Here is an 18,195-nt window from a genome sequence, read left to right as displayed (position 1 = left end):
TCAAAGGAAGGATCCGCCATGAAAACCCTCGTGTGTTTTTCCATGCTGTTACTGGGGCTGGCAGGCCTGCCGGCCCAGGCCAGGGAGGCGACCCAGCCATCGGCCCTGGCCACGTCGCTGAGTTGCCAACTGCCCGGCGCCGCGCCGGCTGCTGGCGCCGGCCAGACACCGTTTGATGAGTACAGCTGGCAGCTGTTTGTCGCCTTGAACTGGCCGGCCAAGGACGGGCAACGCGGCAGCCCCGACTGCACCAAACAGCCCGGTGGCAGCGGTTATACCGTGTGGCAAACCTACAAGAGCGTGGAGGAAATCTTCCTGCCGAATGCGGCCAACCCCGGCCCCTGGAACAGCGTGCTGACCGCCAGGAGCCTGGGCCTGATCAATATCGCCGCGCTGAAAAACACCAGCCTGCAGAACCACGTCGACCAGGCCATCGGCGGCTGGCTGATCGACCAGGCGGGCAACCCGACCTACTACGACATTGCTGCCAACGAGACCTCCTATAACTACATCGTCGCCAACAACTTCTACAACGCGGACGTGGTGTCCAACGCCAGCAGCATCAAGTTCCCCAACGGGGTCATCGAGGTCAAATCCAGCTGGCGCATCCTCACGTCCAAGGACAATGCCAGCCGCTACCTGAACATGATCGCGCAGGTGACCACGTTCGACGCCCAAGGCAAGCCCAACGGAGTCGCCCAGCAACTCCTGGGGCTGGTGGGGCTGCACATCATCACCAAGCCCGTCGGTTACCCGCAGTGGGTGTGGTCGACCTTCGAGCAAATCGACAATGTGCCGGCCGACCTATCAACCAACGGCAGCTACTACGACCCGGCCGCCACCACCGTCAACCAATCGCCGTGCAACTGGAACACCCAAGGGGCGCATCCGGTGTGCGTGCCGGTGAACGGCACCACGTTCCAGACACCCGACCCGCTGACCCGTGTCACTGCCATTGATAGCGCCACCGACACGGTCAACGCCACCTACCGCGCCGACCCTGGCCTGCAAAACAGCCCGTTGAAGTACTACAAGCTGATCACCACCCAGCGGCCGCTCAACCCCAACATGATCGGCAACCCGATGGGCACGCCCACCCCCACGCTGTCAGCCAACGTGACCATGGAAAGCTATATCCAGCCCACCAGCAGTTGCATGGCGTGCCATTCGATGGCGACGCCGCCCAAGAGCGCGATCAAGTCCGACTACTCCTACCTGTTCAAATTCGCCCAAACACCGGGCGCCACCCCTTCCCAGATCAAGGAATAGATCATGAGTATCCTCAACGGACCCCGCCTGAATTTCTGGGGCGGTATCACCACCGACGTCAGCGTGTCGAACAACACCCCGTGCCTGCCCCAGAACGCGGACAACGGTTGGCCGGTGTTTGACCTGGCGCGTTCTATCGTGGCCCCCCAGGCCGAGGCTTACAGCGATGACGAACTGAACGCCATGATCGATACCCCGAGTGCGGTGCGCTATACCCTCGGCGGCTGGAACCACTTCGGAGACCATCAGGTCTTCATGGAAAACGCCCTGGTCAGCTCCCAGGGCAGCCCGGGCAGCGTCAGCACCAGCGGTGACCTCGTTGGCCAGCCGATCGGCCTGCTTGGATCGGTGGACCCGGTTACCGGCCAGGGGCCTTTCACCGGTCCGATGATGGTAGACCTGGACCCGACAGCGTCGACCACCACCCAGATCTTCGTCGGCGGCCTGCAAATAGGCACCGATGACGACCTCCAGTTACTGATTCACTGCAACACCGTGTGCAGCAGTTTCGACGTGCAGACCCGAGTGCTCAAGCCAAACACCATGGACGCACCCGGCTCGTTCCATGCCAGCGGTACGTTCCAGTTGACGTTCCCGCTGAGTAGCATTGTCCAATGGAACCGCAACAGCGCGGGCCTCAAATCGATCATCGAGGCACCCGGGGCGACGGGGATCGTGCTGCGCTTCGTGATGTTCGAAATGTGCCCCAAGATGACCACGGCCGAACTGAACGCCGACTATGCGGCCAACAAAAATGACCCCAACCCGAGCATCGGCCGGGTCATCGGCACACTGGCACCGGCGTTTGCCAATGAGCCGTTGAACTGTCAACCCGGTCGCCAATTGATCAACCAGGACACGGACAATGCCGCCTATGCGGAGCTTGCCAGCAACGGCCTGCTGAGCATCGACATGGTCAACCTCATCCCCAAGCAAACCTTCCGCGCTGACCGTACCGACATCACCAGCCCCATCGGGCCGAATGCGAATTACGGCCCTGTCAGCATTACCGCTGGCACCACTCAGCTCACCACGCTCGACCCAACGAGCAGCCCACTGGTTGACTACTACGTGTATGGCGGCATCGTCGACCTGCCCCTGAGTGCCACCCAGCAGCAAGCTGCGCAGACGTCGGCCCTGGCGGTCAATGCCCCGGGTACCGTCGATGATTCGACCCTGCAGGCCCTCGAATCGGAGTACCGGGTGTACGGCGATCTGCGTAACGTCTACCTCGAGGACTACCCTGACGGCCTGTCGATCACGTTGCAGGTTCGCTACCTGGGCGGTCCGGTGCCCGCTGCCACAGCGATCAGTATTGAACAATCGCCACCGGCGCTGTACACCGCCCCGCAGGACTACGAGTTTCTCGATTTCCCCGCCACGCTGACGGTGGAGGCCGGCCAACGCTCGATCAGTGTCCCTGTGGCCCTCAAGCCGGGTAGCGAAGCCCAGGCGGGTTTCGTCGCGTTGAACTGCACCGCCAACGGGCTCGACAGCAGTGGCTACTTCACCAGCTTTCGCAAATACGCCCAGACCGACTTCGGTATCCCGGCCGGTACGCTCATCACCTGGGACATGGTCTACCCCCACGTCCTGCGCTTTCACTACCTGGCCTTCCCCGCCATGTCGCGCTACGTCGCATTGAACAAGCCGGATGCGGTCATGGGCGCGAAAAACGCGATCCTCGCGCGCATCGCGGATGTGTACAAAGGCACCACGCTGTACATGCCGGTGGTGCGTTCGATGTCGCCGTCACAGCGCGCCCTGTTGAGTGCCTACCTCACCCAAACCCCTTGGCAACCGCCGCAGTAGGAGGACACCGCCATGACGCTACGTATACCCGCGCAGCCCAGCGAAACCCTGCGCCCCAGCACGCTGATCGCCGAAGGCCTGCTCAACCCCCGTGGCCTGTGCCTGCAACCCGACGGCAGCCTGTTGCTGGCCGAGGCCGGCTCGGGCTTGCCGGACCAGACCTTCAGTGGCCGCATCAGCCTGTTGCACCCCGACCCTGAACGACCCGGCGCCTACCTTCCGGGGGAGCCCCTGGCCCAGGGCTTTCGTGCGATGAACATGCAGGCGCGCATGCTGCGCGATGAAATCATGGGCCTGTCGGACATTGCCTGTGGTGGCGGGCGTTGCCTGGCCAGCCAGACCGATTACATAGGCGGTTCCAAGTTGCTCGACCTGCAATACAGCCCGCCCGAACCGGTGTACCACAGCCGGGGCAACCTGAATGCGCTGTGCTACCACCCGACCCGACGCAGTTGGCTGGCGGTCAAGCCCGATACCAACCAGCTGGTGGAATTCGGCGACGGTGAAGACGAGCGTGTGCGGGTGCAACTGCCTGGCCTGGACCAGGGCCAGGAAGCGGTGCCCGTCACCCTCGTGTATGAGCCGCAGACCGACGCGGTGTTGATCAGCCTGTTCTCCGGTGAACTGCACGGCGATCCGGCCCGCAAGGGCATCGACTTTGCCGACCACGCCGGCCAGGTGATCCGGGTACACCCGGCCAGCGGGCAGATCGAGGTGCTGATCAGCGGCCTGCAACTGCCCACCGGCCTGGCATTGTGCACCAACGGCCATGTGCTGGTGCTGGAGCTGTGCAGCCACCTGCAACAACCGTTGCCGCCTGACTGGAACGGCGAAACCCTGCATGGCGGCTTTACCCGATTCTCGGGGCGCCTGCTCGACTGCGACCTGCACAACGGTGACGTGAAGGTGCTGGCACGTGGGCTGGATACACCGTCCAACCTGTGCCTGGTGCCCGGTGGAGTGGTGGTGAGTGAAGGCATGGGATTGACGGGCCGGCCATTACCGACCCCGGATGGCAACGTTGTGCCATTAACCGGAAGACTGCGCCGCATCGACCTCTGATTGTAGTGAGCGGGCTTGCCCCGCGCGGCGGTGTGTCAGCCGAATACAAGGCGCCAGGCAGACCGCAGCCCGCGCCGTGGTGTGTCAAGTAATGTGATGTGCCTGATACGCCGCCGCGCGGGGCAAGCCCGCTCACTACAAGGTGATTGATAATAAAAATATGTGATTTTATAAAAACATAAAATCACATTAATTAATAATTAGCTTATTCCAAAAAAGACTTTCACTCGAGTTTCTTATAGTAATACTTTCATGTCACACCGTTTCCCAGCTGCACCCGCACCAAGGGCCAGTGCCAATCCTGATGGATTACTCCTGACATGCCCGATCTCGCACGCCCTCTCCCCACCCGTAAATTCCACCTGTCACTGCTGACCAGCTCCCTGTTGCTCGCGGCCCCGCTGCCGTTTGCCGAGGCGGCCACCGAAGACGCCAAGCTCGACACCGTCACCGTGATCTCCACCGGCCTGCGTGGCCAGGAACGCACCGTGGCTGACAGCCCGGCACCGATTGATGTGATCAACAGCGAGCAACTGCTCAAGACCGGCCGCGCTGAACTCTCCGAAGCCATCGCCAAGCTGCTGCCGTCCTTCAACTTCGGCACCAACATTGCCGGCTACAACTCGGTGACCCGCCCGCTGAGCAACCGCAGCCTGGGCCCGGCCTACACCTTGGTGCTGGTCAACGGCAAACGCCGCCATAACGGCGCGACCGGCCAGCGCGGTTCCATCGATAACAGCGGCGCGAATGCCGTGGACATCGACTTGATCCCGGTCAGCGCGGTGGACCATATCGAAGTGCTCAAGGACAGCGCCGCCGCCCAGTACGGCTCGGATGCCGTGGCCGGGGTGATCAACATCATCCTCAAGTCCGAGGCCAGCGGCGGGCACCTGGAAAGCAGCTACGGCCAGTTGTATTCCGGCCAGGGCGAAACCATCAAGGTGGCCGGCGACCAGGGCTTCAAACTGGGTGACCGGGGCTTTTTCCATTTCTCGGCCGACGCCCGCAAACGCGGTGCCGCCTCGTGGAACGACAAGGCCGACAACACCGTGCGCGCCTTCAGCGACCCGGCCAAGGAAGCGGCCTGGGACCGCGTGGCGATCAAGAACGGCGATCCCGACCTCAAGGCGTTCAACCTGGCCTACAACGCCGAACTGCCGCTGGAGGACGTGACGCTGTACTCGTTTTCCACCTACGGCGAACGCGACGCCGAGGCCGCCAACTACTTCCGCCTGCCCACCGGCACGGCGGCAGTGCCCGAGGTGTTCCCCAATGGCTACTTCCCGCTGAACAACATCAAGGACCGGGACTACCAGTTCCTGTTCGGCGGCAAAGGCGAACTCGCCGACTGGAACTGGGACTTGAGCACCACCTACGGGCGCAACACCGTGCACCATTCCAGTGACCTGAATATCAACCCGTCACTGGGCACGGCATCGCCGACCCAGTTCGACAACCTGGCCACCTTCCGTTTTGACCAGTGGGTGAACAACCTCGATTTCACCCGCCGCTACGACAGCCTATTCAACCTGACGCCTCCGGTGCAGGTGTCGGCCGGCCTGGAACATCGCTGGGAGCGTTTCAGCACCTTTGCCGGCGAGCCCGACGCGTATATCACCGGCACTTACCCCGCCGCCTCGGGCGCGCAGGCGGCGGTGACAATTCGCCCGGAAGATGAGGTCAACCTGGTCCGCAACAACTATGCGGGCTACCTTGACCTGGGTTTCGACCTGACCGAGCGCTGGTTCCTCGATGTGGCCGGGCGCATCGAGCATTACGACGATGACTCAGGCAACACCTTCGGCCTGAAAGTGAACTCACGCTATGAACTGACCGACACCGTGGCCGTGCGCGGCACCGTCGGCACCGGGTTTCGCGCGCCATCGCTGACGCAGATCGGCTACACCGTCGCCGACAACCGGGTGGCCATCGACGCCAACGGCAACGTGGTGCCCGCTGTCACCCGCCTGACGCCGTCGGGCAGCAACCTGGCCAAGGCCCTCGGCGGTGATGACCTCAAGCCGGAGAAGTCACGCAACCTGGGGCTGGGCCTGACCTGGGAGCCCGCACCCCGTACCAGCATCACCGCCGACGCCTACCTCATCGATATCGATGACCGCATCGCCCTGACCAGCAACATCTACGACCGTGGCAACGGCGTGATCAACAACATCCTCACCGCCCAAGGCGTGCCGAGCGGCACCTGGGTCAACTACTACACCAACGCCTTCGACACCCGCACCAAAGGCCTGGATGTGGTCGCCGACCACACCACGCCGCTGGATGCCTGGGGGTCAGTGCGCTGGAGCCTGGGCTTCAACTGGAACAAGACCACCATCGAAGGCACCCGCGACACTCCCGGCGCGCTCGCCAACTCCGGCGTCACTTTGGTGGGCCGCGATCGCGAGGGCGACCTGACTGATGCCACCCCCAAGACCAAGTGGATTCTGGGTGCTAATTGGAAGGTCGATGACCTCGCGGTCAACCTGCAAACCAGCCGCTACGGCGCGGTGAAGACCCTGGCGGTCAACCCCACGGGCGACCGCAGCTTCGGCGCCAAATGGATCACCGACCTGGACGTCAGCTACACCTTCGTCGACCACCTCACCGTGAGCGTCGGCGGCACCAATATCTTCGACGTGCGCCCCGACCGGCACGCCGTGTACAGCAACTTGGGCCTGGCGCCTTATGGCAACCCGCCGTTCTATCCGGGCGGCGGCTATTGGTACACCAAGCTGGCCTACGACTTCTAAGCGCAATCGCCACGTGAGGGCATCCCTTTGACGAGATCCACTGTACCGAGCCGCCTGCTGGCGTCCTGCGCCCTGGCACTGAGCCTGGTGGGCTGCTCACCTTCGGGTGACCAGGCCCAGGCCAGCAAAACCCTGAGCATCGCGTTTTTTGGCGACAACACCACGTTGGTCAGCGTCGATCCATTCCAGGTCTACTGGCTGGAACACCGGGTGCTGCTGCGCAATGTCGCCGAGTCACTGACCGACCAAGACCCGCAGAGCGGCAAGATCATCCCCTGGCTGGCCAAAAGCTGGGAGGTGAGCGACGACGCCCTGACCTACACCTTCCACCTGCGCACGGACGTGACCTTCAGCAATGGCGAACGCTTCGATGCCAAGGCGGTGAAAACCGCCTTCGACAGCGACAAGGCCCTGGCCACCGAGCTGCCGGCGACGTTCGGCGCGACCTACCTGGCGGGCTACGACCACGCCGAAGTGGTTGATGACTTCACCGTCAAACTGGTGCTGGCCAAGCCCAACGCGGGGTTCCTGCAAGCCACCTCCACCACCAACCTGTCGATCCTGGCGCCCGCCTCCTATGCCCTCAGCGCCAAGGAGCGCTCCCTGGGCAAGATCATCGGTACAGGGCCCTTCGTGCTCGCCAGCTACACCCCCGAAGTCGGCGCGCACCTGACCAAACGCAAGGGCTACGCCTGGGCGTCGGCCAACATGAAGAACCAGGGTGAAGCCCATCTGGATACGGTGGACGTGAGCTACATCCCCGAAGAGAGCGTGCGCAACGGCCTGTTCCTGCAAGGCAAGGCTGACATCCTGTGGCCGCGCAACCCGTTTTCCGAAGTCGACCTCAAGCTGTTCCAGTCCAAGGGCGCGACCATCCAGAGCCGTTCGCTGCCGGGCCCGGCGCTCAACCTGTACCCCAACACCCGGGGCGAACGCCTGCTCGCCGACAAGCAAGTGCGCCTGGCCGTGCAAAAAGCCATCGACCGCAAGAGCTACGCCAGCACCGTGTACAACGCCGAATTCCCGGTGGTGGACGGCATCTTTGACGTGACCACGCCCTACTTCAAAAGCCAGGGCGCCAAACTGGCCTACGACCCCCAAGGTGCCGAACAGCTGCTGGACGCGGCCGGCTGGGCCAAGGGTCCCGACGGCTACCGCCAGAAGAACGGCAAGCGCCTGAGCCTGAGCTATAACATCAGCCCCGCCGAAACCGCCGGCGATGTGCTGATCCAGGACCAACTGCGCAAGGTCGGGATCGACCTGAAGCTCAGCGTCGTCACGCGGGCCGAGTGGATCGCCAACAACTCGTCAGGCAACTATGACCTGTCGATCAACTACATGACCCGCGCCGACCCGATCATCCTGCAAACCATCCTCGACCCGCGCACCGCCAACAGCGCAACCCTGGCCACCAACATTTACGAGCCCCAGGTGCTCGACAAGGCCAAGGGCTTGTTCGACGCCGGCATTACGGCCACCCAAAGCTCGCAACGCGCTGCGGCCTACGGTGACTTGCAGGATTTGCTGATCGACGAAGGCGCGGCGTTCCCGGTGTACGAACGCGTGTGGCAGGCCGCGACGTCGCCACGGGTGAAAAACTTCCAGTGGACCGCCGAGGGCTTTGCGCTGCTGGGTGATATCGAGGTCGGCCAGCCATGACCCGCTACCTGATCGGCCGCGTGGGCCAGGCCATGCTGGTGTTGTGGGGGGCTTATAGCATCACCTACTTCATCCTCTATCTGCTGCCGGGTGACACGCTGTCCATCATGCTCAGCGCGTCGGGCATGGAAGCCGACGCGCTGTCGGTGGAAGACCTGGCCAAGGCCCGCGCCTATTACGGCCTGGACAAAGGCGTGTTCGAGCAGTACTTCAACCTGCTGCTGGGCGCCTTGCACGGGGATTTCGGCCAGTCGCTGTCGCTGAATCGCCCGGTGGCCGAACTGCTCGCCGAACGCCTGCCGCAGACGCTGTCCCTGGCAGGCCTGGCGATTGTGTTGTCGCTGGTCGGCGGCATCGGGCTGGCTTACCTGGCGGCGTATGTGCGCTGGCGGCCGTTGAAAGTGGCGTTGGCGCGGTTGCCATCGCTGGGGTTTTCGGTGCCGGTGTTCTGGATGGGCTTGCTGCTGATCCAGGTGTTCGCCTTTGGCCTGGGCTGGTTCCCCGCCACCGGCAGCCGGGGGGTCGAGAGCCTGGTGCTGCCGGCGGTCACCCTGGCGATTCCCAGTGCGGCAGTGTACGCGCAGGTGCTGCAGCGCAGTTTCCAGGGGGTGTGGCAGGAGTCCTACATCACCACCGCCTACGCCAAGGGTTTAAGCCGGGCTCAGGTGCAGGCACGCCACGGGTTCAAGAATGCCGCGCTGCCGATCCTCACGCTGATCGGCCTGCAGGTGGGCAACACCGTGTCCGGCGCGGTGCTGGTGGAAACCATCTTCGCCCGTTCTGGCATTGGCCGCCTGGCCCAGGAAGCGGTGTTGCGCCAGGACATTCCGGTGGTACTGGCAATTGTCGCGGTGTCCGCCGCAGCCTTTGTGCTGGTGAACCTGCTGGTGGACTTGCTCTACCCCTGGCTCGACCCGCGCATCTCCCATACACCCAAGGTGTCCTAGACCATGACTATCCTCCAGCACAACCTGGGTCACACCGGTATTCCCGCGCCCCTCTGGAGACGCCGCAGCCGCCTGCAACGCGTCACCGCCGTGGTGCTGCCACTGCTGCGCCGGCCGGGGTTTACCGTGGCGTTGCTGATCGTGATATTCGCGTTGGTCGCCGCCGTGGTGCCGCAATGGCTGACGCACTTCGACCCTTACGCCACGGCCCCAATCGACAAGCTACGCGCGCCGAACCTGACTCATCTGTTCGGCACCGATGAGCTAGGCCGCGACCTGTTCACCCGGGTGGTCTACGGCGCCAGCCTGTCGGTGCAGGCCGCGTTCCTGGCGGTGGGTATCGCCCTGGTGGGCGGGCTCGGGCTGGGCATCTTCTCGGGTTTTGCCGGGGGCCGCATTGACGCGGTGATCATGCGCTTTATCGACGTGCTGCTGGCCCTGCCCGGCCTGCTGCTGGCCTTGGCCATTGTCACGGCCATCGGTTTTGGCACCGTGCCGGTGGCCATTGCGGTGGGCGTCGGCATCATCCCGGGGTTTGCGCGCACCACCCGCGCCGAAGTGCTGCGGGTCAAGACCCTGCCCTACGTGGAAGCGGCCCGCCTGGGCGGCGCCAGTTGGGCGCGGACCTTGCTGCGGCACATCCTGCCCAACGCCTGGGGACCGGTGGCGGTGCTCGCGACGCTGGACTTCGGTGCCGCGATCCTCGCCACGGCCGGCTTGAGTTTTCTTGGCTTCGGCGCGGCGCCTCCGGCAGCAGAATGGGGCACCTTGATCGCCAACGGCCGGCACTTCCTGATCACCGCCCCCTGGGTGTCCCTGCTGCCCGGCCTGTTCCTGGTGGCGGTGGTCTTCAGCCTTAACCACATTGCCCGCACGTTTGAGGAGCATCGCCGATGAGCCCCCTTCCCCTGTTGATCGATGTGCGTCAGCTCGACGTGAGCTACCACTCAGGCGGCCAGGCCAACCCGGCCGTGCGCAACCTGTCGTTTGCACTGGCCCAGGGCGAGACGGTGGCGATTGTCGGCGAGTCGGGTTCGGGCAAGTCGACCCTGGCCAATGCCATCCTCGGCCTGTTGCCGGACAACGCCCGCATCACCGACGGAGCGCTGTGGGTGGACGGCCACGATTTGACCCGCGCCAGCGACCGCCAGAAACGCCAACTGCGCGGGCGCACCATTGGCCTGGTGCCCCAGGACCCGATGGTCAGCCTGAACCCGACCTTGCGCATCGGCCAGCAGATTGCCGAGGCCGTGATCCTGGCCAAGGGGCGGCGCTACCCCGGCGTGGATGCCGACGTCGTCGATCTGCTGCAACAGGTGGGCATCGACAAGCCGGTACTGCGCGCCCGCCAGTACCCTCACGAGCTGTCCGGGGGCATGCGCCAGCGTGTGCTGATCGCCATCGCCCTGGCCGGCAACCCGCGCCTGATCATCGCCGACGAACCCACCAGCGCGCTGGACGTCACCGTGCAACGCAAGATCCTCGACCACCTGCAACGCCTGGTGCGTGAACGCGGGATTTCCTTGTTGATCATCACCCATGACCTGGGCGTGGCCACCGACCGCGCCGACCGGATACTGGTGATGAAACAAGGCGAGTTGGTGGAGCAAGGGCCGCCGCGCCAGATCCTGCAGGCGCCCCGCCACGACTACACCCGCGCCTTGATCGCCGCCGCACCGGCCTTCGCCAGGCGCCGCGAGCCGTTGCCCAGCGTGCCTCATATCCAGGCGCCGATCCTGAGCCTGCGCAACGTGGCCAAGACGTTCAGCCTGCCGAAGGTCAAAGGTGAGGCCGCGACGTTCCTGGCGCTGGAAAACCTCAGCCTGGACGTTTACCCCGGCCAGACCCTGGCCATCGTCGGCGAATCCGGCTCGGGCAAAAGCACCGCGCTGCGCATCGCCCTGGGTCTGGAGAAACCGACCCGGGGCCGGGTCCTGTTCGAGCAGCAGGATGTGACCGACCTGAGCTGGCGTGACTTCCGCCCGCTGCGCCAGCGCATCCAGCTGGTGCAACAGAACCCATTCGCCGCCCTCGATCCGCGCTTCACGGTGTTCGACAGCATTGTGGAACCGCTGGTGTCGTTTGGACGGCTAAAGGGCGCAGCCCTGGAACAGGCCGCGCGCGAACTGATCGACCGGGTGCACCTGCCCGTCAACTTTCTCGACCGCCTGCCCCGCGAGTTGTCCGGAGGCCAATGCCAACGGGTCGCCATCGCCCGCGCACTGGCGCTCAAGCCCGACCTGCTGCTGCTCGATGAACCAGTGAGCGCGCTGGACGTGTCGGTGCAGGCGCGCATTCTTGAGTTGCTGGAAGAACTTCAACGGGAGATGGGCATGGCCTACGTGCTGGTGTCCCACGACCTGTCGGTGGTCGCCAACTTTGCGCACCGGGTGTTGGTGTTGCGCCATGGGCAGGTGGTTGAACAGGGGTCGGTGGAGCAGATTTTCAGCCACCCTACCCATGCGTACACCCGTGAACTGATTGACGCGATTCCCGGACGCCCCCGCCCGCCAGCCGAACAACCATTGCGCCCGTACGCCCTCGCTTTGTAGTGAGCGGGCTTGCCCTGCGCGACAGTGTGTCAGACGCATCGGGGTTACCTGACACACCGCCGCGCGGGGCAAGCCCGCTCACTACAGTCTCAGGCATGACCACCGCCCAGGACCAGGAACAGGTTGACGGTCTCCTGGTACCTGTTTCCACGGGCTTGCACCCACCTCAGTTGCGCCAGTTGTTGAGTGCGCTGGGCCTGCACCACTTGCAGCAGGCCAGCGCTGCCCACGTGATACGCCTGTTGGGTCAGGCGCAGCGCAGCAGTCGCCGAGTCGAGGGCCTGTTGCTCGGCACGTGCCTCATCCGCGGCGTTTTGCAGGCCGTGGAGGCTGACGGCGACCTGCTGGAACGCACGCAACACCGTCTGCTGATACGCCGCAAATGCGCCCTGATAGGCGTCTTCGGCCGCCCGTTGGCGCGCCGATAACGTGCCGCCATGGAACACCGGGCCGGCCAGCCCGCCGAGCAGGTTCCAGGCAGAGCTGGCGGGGCCGGAAAACAAGGCTTCGTCACTCAGGCTGGCGCTCAGGGTCAGGTGCGGGTACAGGTCTGCCGTGGTCACCCCGACCCAGGCGTTGGCCGCCTGCAAACGGGCCTCGGCAGCCCGGATATCCGGGCGCAGGCGCACCAGCTCGGAAGGGACGGCCACCGGGACATGCTCGGGCAGTTGGAGGGAGGCCAAGTCAAAGTCCGGTGCGGTCCAGCGCGTTTCGGTGGCACCGACCAGTGTGGTCAACGCGCCGCGATTGACCGCCAACGTCTGGGCCAGCACCGGCAGGCGTGCGCGGTCTCGGTCGAGCTGGCTTTGCGCCAAACTCACATCCAGGGTTGAAGCCACGCCAGCCTTGGCCGCCTGTTTCACGCGGTCGAGGGTCTGCTGATCGGCCTCGATCACCGAAGTGATGGCCTGCACCTGCCCGTTCAGCACGGCCATGCGCAGCGCGGCGCCCACGCTGTTGCCGGCGACTTCCAGGCGCGCTGCTTTCAGTGCCTGTTGTTCTACCTGCACATTGGCCGAGGCCATTTCCACTTGACGCCGCTCGCCGCCGAACAGGTCCAGGTCATAGGTCGCGCTCAGCCCGCCGCCATAGGCCGAGAACAACGGGAAGTCTTCGGCCTGTGGCCCGAACGCCGTGGCGCCGACCTTGGTCCGACCCGCACTGGCGCCGGCATCGACCTGCGGTAATCGCCCACCGTCGGCCATCGCCACGCCTTCCCGGGCTTTGGCGAGGTTGGCGCGGGCGATCACCAGCGATCCGTTCTGCGCCAGGGCGCGGTCGACGGTGCGGTTGAGGTCGGGGGAGCCCAGCAAGGTCCACCAATCTTCACGCAGCGCTTGGCCTTCATTGAGTTGCGCTTCCTGCCGAGGATCGGCGAGGTAGTGTTGCTCTTCGGGTGGCTGGGGTGCCGAGTAATCCGGGCCGACCGTGCAGCCGGCCAGCGCCAGGCTTAACAGCAACAGGGTGTAGGGTGTGAAGGAAGTATTCATGTCAGTGCGCCTCGCCGGTGTTGCCGGTTCTGGTTTTTTTCAGCAAAAGCACGGCGAGGAAAGCAAGCCCCAACAACGCACTCTGCAAAATGATGGTGTCGCTGAACGCGAGGATCGACGCCTCGCGGCGGATCAACCGGCCCACCTCGACGATGGCCTGGTGCCGCGCCAGTTCCGGGTCGCTGATGCCGCGCGCAAGAAACCACTGGGTCAACGCATCGAGCCGTTGTCGGGTGGCGTCATTGAGCAACGACACCTGCGGGGTGATCACGTCGGAGTGGTACTTGCCGCGGTTGCTCATGAAGGTCTGCAACACCGCAATGCCGATGGCGCCGCCGAGGTTGCGGGTCATATTGAACAGCGCGGCGGCGGAGCCTGCGTGTTCGCGCTCGATCCCCGCCACGGCGATGGCCGACAGTGGCGTCATCACCAGCACCTGGCCCAGGGCGCGGATCAGGCTGGAGGCGATGAACTGCGGGCCGGCAAAACTCATCGACAGGTGGGTGGCCAGCAAGCTGCCGCCGATCAGGATCAGGTACCCCACCGCCACCAGCTTGCGCGGGTCGAAACGCCGCATCAGCGCGGGCACCAGCGGCAGCATCAGCAATTGCGGGATGCCGATCCAGATCAGCACATAGCCAACCTGCTCGGAGTTGTAGCCATGGATACGCGCCAGGTACAGCGGAATGATGTACACCCAGGTGTACATCGACAGGCCAAAGAAGAAGTTGGCCATGGTGCCCAGGCCGAAGTTGCGCCGCGCCAGCAGGCGCAATTGCAGCAGCGGATTGCGCCGACGCAGTTGCACGCACACAAACACGCTCAGGGCCACCGCTGCGATCACACTCAGGCGCACGATAAAGGGCGAGCCGAACCAGTCGTCTTTCTCGCCCTCCTCCAGCACCGTTTCCAGGCAACCCAGGCCAATCGCAATGCTGAGGATGCCCCACCAGTCACCCGTGCGCAGCAGGTGCAACTGGCGCGGTTCGGCGTCCAGGGCAAACCACAACAGGCCGAGCATGATCGAGCCGGGCAGCAGGTTGACGTAGAAGATCGACTGCCAGCCGAAGGTCTGGTTGAAGTAGCCGCCGATCACCGGCCCGATGGAGGGGGCGAAGATCGCCGAGACCGAATAGATCGACAGGCCGATCGCATGCTTGGACGGCGGCAGGCGCGTCATGATGATGGAGAACGCCAAGGGAATCAGCACGCCCCCGGCGAAGCCCTGCATGGCCCGCACCACGATCATCTGCCCGAGGTTTTTGGTAAAGGCGCAGGCCACGGTGAGGATCAGGAACAGCACGGTGTTGGTCAGCAAGTACGTGCGCGTCGAGAACACCCGCGCCAGCCAGCCGCTCATGGGGATCACGATGATTTCGGCGACCAAGTAGGCGGTGGTGATCCAGCCGCCTTCATCCGAGCCGGCACCGATGGCGCCCTGGATATCGCTCAGGGACGAGCTGACTATCTGGATATTGAGGATCGCCAGGAACGCGCCGAGCGCGGCGCCGACCACCGCCACCCAGGTGCGCAGGCTCACAGGATCATGGTTCATGGCGTGGCGCCCGGGTATCGATGGCGGCGGTCACGGACATGCCGGGACGCAGGCGCCCAGCCAGTTCACCCGCGTCGTTGAACAGGATTTTCACCGGGATCCGCTGCACGATCTTGGTGAAGTTGCCCGTGGCATTGTCCGGTGGCAGCAAGCTGAATTCCGCGCCGCTGGCCGGGGCCAGGGTGTCGACGGTGGCGCTTAGATCATGGTCGGGAAAGGTGTCGACACTGACCCGCACCGACTCGCCGGGGTGCACATTGAGCAACTGGGTCTCCTTGAAGTTGGCGACCACATACACCTGTGCCAGGGGCACCAGCGCCATCAACTGGGTGCCCGGCTGGACGAATTGCCCGGTGCGCACGCTACGCGCCGCGACGGTGCCATCCACCGGCGCCACCACGCGGGTGTAGCTCAGGTTCAGTTCGGCCTGGTTACGCTGGGCTTGGGCAGCGTCCCGGCGCGCCACTGCACGCTCTCGCTGGCGGGCAAGAACATCCACGTGCTGGCGGGCACTCAGCGCAGCAGCCTGCAACCCCTCCAGGTTGGCGGTCTGCGCCTTGGCGTCGGTAGCGGCGTTATCGGCCTGTTCGTTGGAACCAAAGCCGACCCGGGCCATTGCCTGGCGTCGCGTGTCGTTGCGCCGCGACAGGCTCAACGTCGCCGAGGCAGCCGCCACGCGGGCGTCGGCCTGGCGAATCATCGACGCCTGCGCGACCACCTGGGCGTCCAGTTGCGCAACGGCCGCCGTTGCCGCCGTGACGTTGGCACGGGCGTCGTCGAGGGCGTTGCGCAGGTCGCGGTCGTCAATGGTCGCCAGCAGTTGGCCAGCCTTGACCGGCTGGTTGTCGTTGACCGGCAGCGCACTGATGTAACCGCCGACCTTGGGCGCGATCACGGTGGAATCGGCCTTGATGTAGGCGTCGTCGGTGCTTTCGATAAAGCGCCCATTGCGCCAGTAATGAAACCCTTGAAGCAGCACCAGGACGATGATTACAAAGGCGACCAGAAACAGCGCAAGGCGCGCCCATTGTTTGCGCCCAGTGGAAACAGAAGTGTCTTCGGAGTGAGAGTTGAGATGGCTCACGGTGAGGCTCGCTAGATGAACAGAATCGGGCTCAAGGCTTTGCTAAGAGCGGGTTTGGTGGCAGTCTGATGAGCACGCGAGCGGCTGAATAGCCGTTAAAAAATCAAGGCATCCTTGCAAAAACAGGAAGGAAGGTATGGCGGACGAGATCAGTGACCTGCGGTTGTTCGTGCGCATCGTGGCGGCGGGCAGCCTGTCGGAGGCGGCGCGGCGCCTGCACAGTTCGCTGCCTGCCGTGAGCCGGCGCCTGGCGGGGCTGGAAAGCCGCCTGGGGGTGCGGTTGATCAACCGGGGTTCACGGCATTTCAGCCTGACGGAAGAAGGCGCGCTGCTGCATGAGCGCGGGCTGTTCATTCTCGACGAGCTGGACGCGGCGGTGGCCGAAGTGGGCACACGGCTGGAGACGCCCCACGGGCATATCCGCGTAGGTGCGCCCCTGGAAATCGGCCGACGGCGAATTGCACCGCTGATTGCCGAGTTTTCCAGACGCTACCCGCGTATCACCGTAGAACTGCTGCTCTCCGATTCACCCGCCGACGTAGCGGGTGACGACTTGGATGTAGGCCTGTTGACCGACAACCCCAGCGACACCGGCATGGTCAGCCGCCGCCTGCTGTCCAGCCGCCGCGTGGTGTGCGCGTCACCTGACTACCTGGCGCAGCACGGCACGCCGCAGACGCCCCAGGACCTGCTGCACCACGACTGCCTGCGCCTGGTGCGTGGCCGGCGTATCTTTGATCGCTGGACCTTCCAGGAAAACGGCCATGGGCTGGAGGTGCAGATCAAGGGCACCCTGCTCAGCAACAACGCCGAGGTGATCCATGATTGGGCGGTGGGCGGCAGCGGCATAGTGCTCAAGGCGTTGTGGGATATTCAGGACGACCTGCGCGACGGTCGCCTGATTGCCCTGCTGGAGCCTTATGCCAACGACTACCTGTTTCTCAACGCCGTGTTCCCCAGCCGCCGCCACCTGCCGCCACGGGTACGGGTGTTTCTTGATTTTCTGGCGGATGCGCTACAGCAACAGGATGCCAACCCCGAGGGCTTGTAGTGAGCGGGCTTGCCCCGCGCCGCGGTGTGTCAGATGAACCTTAGGCGTCAGGTACACCGCGGCGCGGGGCTAGCCCGCTCACTACAAGTTGGGGGTTGGGTGGGACTTTTCGGCCTGGGCGGATAGCACTATTGCCAGCACAATCAGCGCGGCGCCGGCCAGCATCCGCGAAGACGGCGCTTCATGGAACAACCACCAGGCACAGGCAATGGCGTAGACCGGCTCCAGCGAGATGATCATGCCGGCGCTGCGTGCGTTGAGGCCTTTGAGGCTCTTGACGAACAACGCCTGGGACAGCGCCGTGCACAGCACGCCCAGGATGGCGAGGTTGAGCCAGTCGAGCGAGCCGATGCCCGGCAGGTCGGCGAGGGCAAACGGGGCCATGACCACGGCCACGGTTGTGTTTTGCCAGAACACCACCTGGACACCGTTGCGACCATCAGTGGCACGCCGGTTGGTGATCGCCAGCAAGGCAAACGAGAGTCCGGAGGCGATGCCCCACAACAGCCCGACGGTGCCCTGGTTGGCCACCTCGAACGAGGGAGTCACCAGCACCAGGCCGAAGGTCACCAGCAGCAGCAACAGCGCTTCGGCCAGGTGCGGTCGATCACGAAATACCGCCATGTCGAGCAAGGCGATGAACGCCGGGAAGCTGGCAAAACCCAAGGTGGCGACGGCAACGCCGCCCACTTTGATCGCGATGAAGAACGTCACCCAGTGCGCGGCCAGCATCAGCCCCGAAAGTCCGTAGACCAAGAGTTTCCTGAGGGTCAGGCCGCGCAGCAGCGCACGGCCTTGCAAGCGCGCAAACAGCCCCAGGGCCAGCATGGCAAAGGCCGCGCGACCAAAGGTGATGACGCTGGCGCTGGCGTGGATCAGCGCGCCAAAAATACCGGTCAGGCCAAACAGAATGGCAGTGACATGGGCAGAAGTCAGGGCAGTACGATAGGCAGTCATGAAA

The 18,195-nt window shown here is 64.3% G+C and carries 13 protein-coding genes; 9 read left to right on the top strand and 4 right to left on the bottom strand.

The window, feature by feature from the left end:
• The first annotated feature begins 18 nt into the window (after positions 1-18).
• The 8 genes from M2394_RS21705 (at position 19) to M2394_RS21670 (ending at position 12,054) form a co-directional block, all read left to right on the top strand.
• Entirely contained in the window at positions 19-1,269 is a 1,251-nt protein-coding gene (locus M2394_RS21705; RefSeq protein ID WP_259174517.1) for a hypothetical protein, read from the top strand.
• A gap of 3 nt (positions 1,270-1,272) precedes the next feature.
• Positions 1,273-3,081: a hypothetical protein gene (locus M2394_RS21700; RefSeq protein ID WP_259174516.1), complete on the top strand. Its 1,809-nt coding sequence runs from the start codon at positions 1,273-1,275 to the stop codon at positions 3,079-3,081.
• A gap of 12 nt (positions 3,082-3,093) precedes the next feature.
• The gene (locus M2394_RS21695) at positions 3,094-4,143 is read left to right on the top strand and encodes a hypothetical protein (protein ID WP_259174515.1); all 1,050 of its coding nucleotides are present in this window, start codon (positions 3,094-3,096) and stop codon (positions 4,141-4,143) included.
• A 320-nt stretch (positions 4,144-4,463) separates the two neighbouring features.
• Positions 4,464-6,896: a TonB-dependent siderophore receptor gene (locus M2394_RS21690; RefSeq protein ID WP_178920818.1), complete on the top strand. Its 2,433-nt coding sequence runs from the start codon at positions 4,464-4,466 to the stop codon at positions 6,894-6,896.
• A gap of 27 nt (positions 6,897-6,923) precedes the next feature.
• Positions 6,924-8,555, top strand: coding sequence for an ABC transporter substrate-binding protein (locus M2394_RS21685; protein WP_259174514.1), 1,632 nt, complete (start codon positions 6,924-6,926; stop codon positions 8,553-8,555).
• Positions 8,552-9,502: an ABC transporter permease gene (locus tag M2394_RS21680; RefSeq protein ID WP_259174513.1), complete on the top strand. Its 951-nt coding sequence runs from the start codon at positions 8,552-8,554 to the stop codon at positions 9,500-9,502. The genes M2394_RS21685 and M2394_RS21680 overlap by 4 nt, the downstream gene beginning before the upstream one ends.
• 3 nt (positions 9,503-9,505) lie before the next feature.
• Positions 9,506-10,399: an ABC transporter permease gene (locus tag M2394_RS21675; RefSeq protein ID WP_178920821.1), complete on the top strand. Its 894-nt coding sequence runs from the start codon at positions 9,506-9,508 to the stop codon at positions 10,397-10,399.
• Positions 10,396-12,054, top strand: a complete 1,659-nt coding sequence (locus M2394_RS21670; protein WP_259174511.1) for an ABC transporter ATP-binding protein — start codon at positions 10,396-10,398, stop codon at positions 12,052-12,054. Before M2394_RS21675 ends, M2394_RS21670 begins: the two co-directional genes overlap by 4 nt.
• Positions 12,055-12,143: 89 nt before the next feature.
• On the opposite strand, the gene M2394_RS21665 is transcribed toward M2394_RS21670, so the two are convergent.
• Genes M2394_RS21665 through M2394_RS21655 form a run of 3 tightly spaced genes read right to left on the bottom strand, consistent with a single transcriptional unit; the run spans position 12,144 to position 16,183 of the window.
• Positions 12,144-13,544, bottom strand: a complete 1,401-nt coding sequence (locus tag M2394_RS21665; protein WP_259174510.1) for an efflux transporter outer membrane subunit — start codon at positions 13,542-13,544, stop codon at positions 12,144-12,146.
• Between the two features lies 1 nt (position 13,545).
• Entirely contained in the window at positions 13,546-15,099 is a 1,554-nt protein-coding gene (locus M2394_RS21660; RefSeq protein ID WP_259174509.1) for an MDR family MFS transporter, read from the bottom strand.
• A complete protein-coding gene (locus M2394_RS21655; RefSeq protein ID WP_259174508.1) occupies positions 15,089-16,183 on the bottom strand; it encodes an HlyD family secretion protein in 1,095 nt (364 codons plus the stop codon). The genes M2394_RS21660 and M2394_RS21655 overlap by 11 nt, the downstream gene beginning before the upstream one ends.
• Positions 16,184-16,319: 136 nt before the next feature.
• Between M2394_RS21655 and M2394_RS21650 the strand changes: the two genes are divergently transcribed.
• Positions 16,320-17,234, top strand: a complete 915-nt coding sequence (locus M2394_RS21650; protein ID WP_178926033.1) for a LysR family transcriptional regulator — start codon at positions 16,320-16,322, stop codon at positions 17,232-17,234.
• A gap of 81 nt (positions 17,235-17,315) precedes the next feature.
• Here the strand turns inward: M2394_RS21650 and M2394_RS21645 are convergent, their stop codons facing one another.
• On the bottom strand, positions 17,316-18,191 hold the full coding sequence (locus M2394_RS21645) for a DMT family transporter (RefSeq protein ID WP_259174507.1): 876 nt from the start codon (positions 18,189-18,191) through the stop codon (positions 17,316-17,318).
• Positions 18,192-18,195: the final 4 nt, after the last annotated feature.

Source organism: Pseudomonas sp. BIGb0164 (genome assembly GCF_024810135.1).
In the GTDB taxonomy this organism is placed as follows: domain Bacteria; phylum Pseudomonadota; class Gammaproteobacteria; order Pseudomonadales; family Pseudomonadaceae; genus Aquipseudomonas.
This window is presented reverse-complemented; position numbering and strand designations above follow the sequence as displayed.

Excerpts from the sequence above, each read along its gene's own strand:
- M2394_RS21680 (WP_259174513.1), top strand. The coding sequence starts at position 8,552 with ATGACCCGCTACCTGATCGGCCGCGTGGGCCAGGCCATGCTGGTGTTG.
- M2394_RS21690 (WP_178920818.1), top strand. The coding sequence starts at position 4,464 with ATGCCCGATCTCGCACGCCCTCTCCCCACCCGTAAATTCCACCTGTCA.
- M2394_RS21670 (WP_259174511.1), top strand. The coding sequence starts at position 10,396 with ATGAGCCCCCTTCCCCTGTTGATCGATGTGCGTCAGCTCGACGTGAGC.
- M2394_RS21700 (WP_259174516.1), top strand. The coding sequence starts at position 1,273 with ATGAGTATCCTCAACGGACCCCGCCTGAATTTCTGGGGCGGTATCACC.
- M2394_RS21675 (WP_178920821.1), top strand. The coding sequence starts at position 9,506 with ATGACTATCCTCCAGCACAACCTGGGTCACACCGGTATTCCCGCGCCC.
- M2394_RS21645 (WP_259174507.1), bottom strand. The coding sequence starts at position 18,191 with ATGACTGCCTATCGTACTGCCCTGACTTCTGCCCATGTCACTGCCATT.
- M2394_RS21660 (WP_259174509.1), bottom strand. The coding sequence starts at position 15,099 with ATGAACCATGATCCTGTGAGCCTGCGCACCTGGGTGGCGGTGGTCGGC.
- M2394_RS21695 (WP_259174515.1), top strand. The coding sequence starts at position 3,094 with ATGACGCTACGTATACCCGCGCAGCCCAGCGAAACCCTGCGCCCCAGC.
- M2394_RS21650 (WP_178926033.1), top strand. The coding sequence starts at position 16,320 with ATGGCGGACGAGATCAGTGACCTGCGGTTGTTCGTGCGCATCGTGGCG.
- M2394_RS21665 (WP_259174510.1), bottom strand. The coding sequence starts at position 13,544 with ATGAATACTTCCTTCACACCCTACACCCTGTTGCTGTTAAGCCTGGCG.
- M2394_RS21705 (WP_259174517.1), top strand. The coding sequence starts at position 19 with ATGAAAACCCTCGTGTGTTTTTCCATGCTGTTACTGGGGCTGGCAGGC.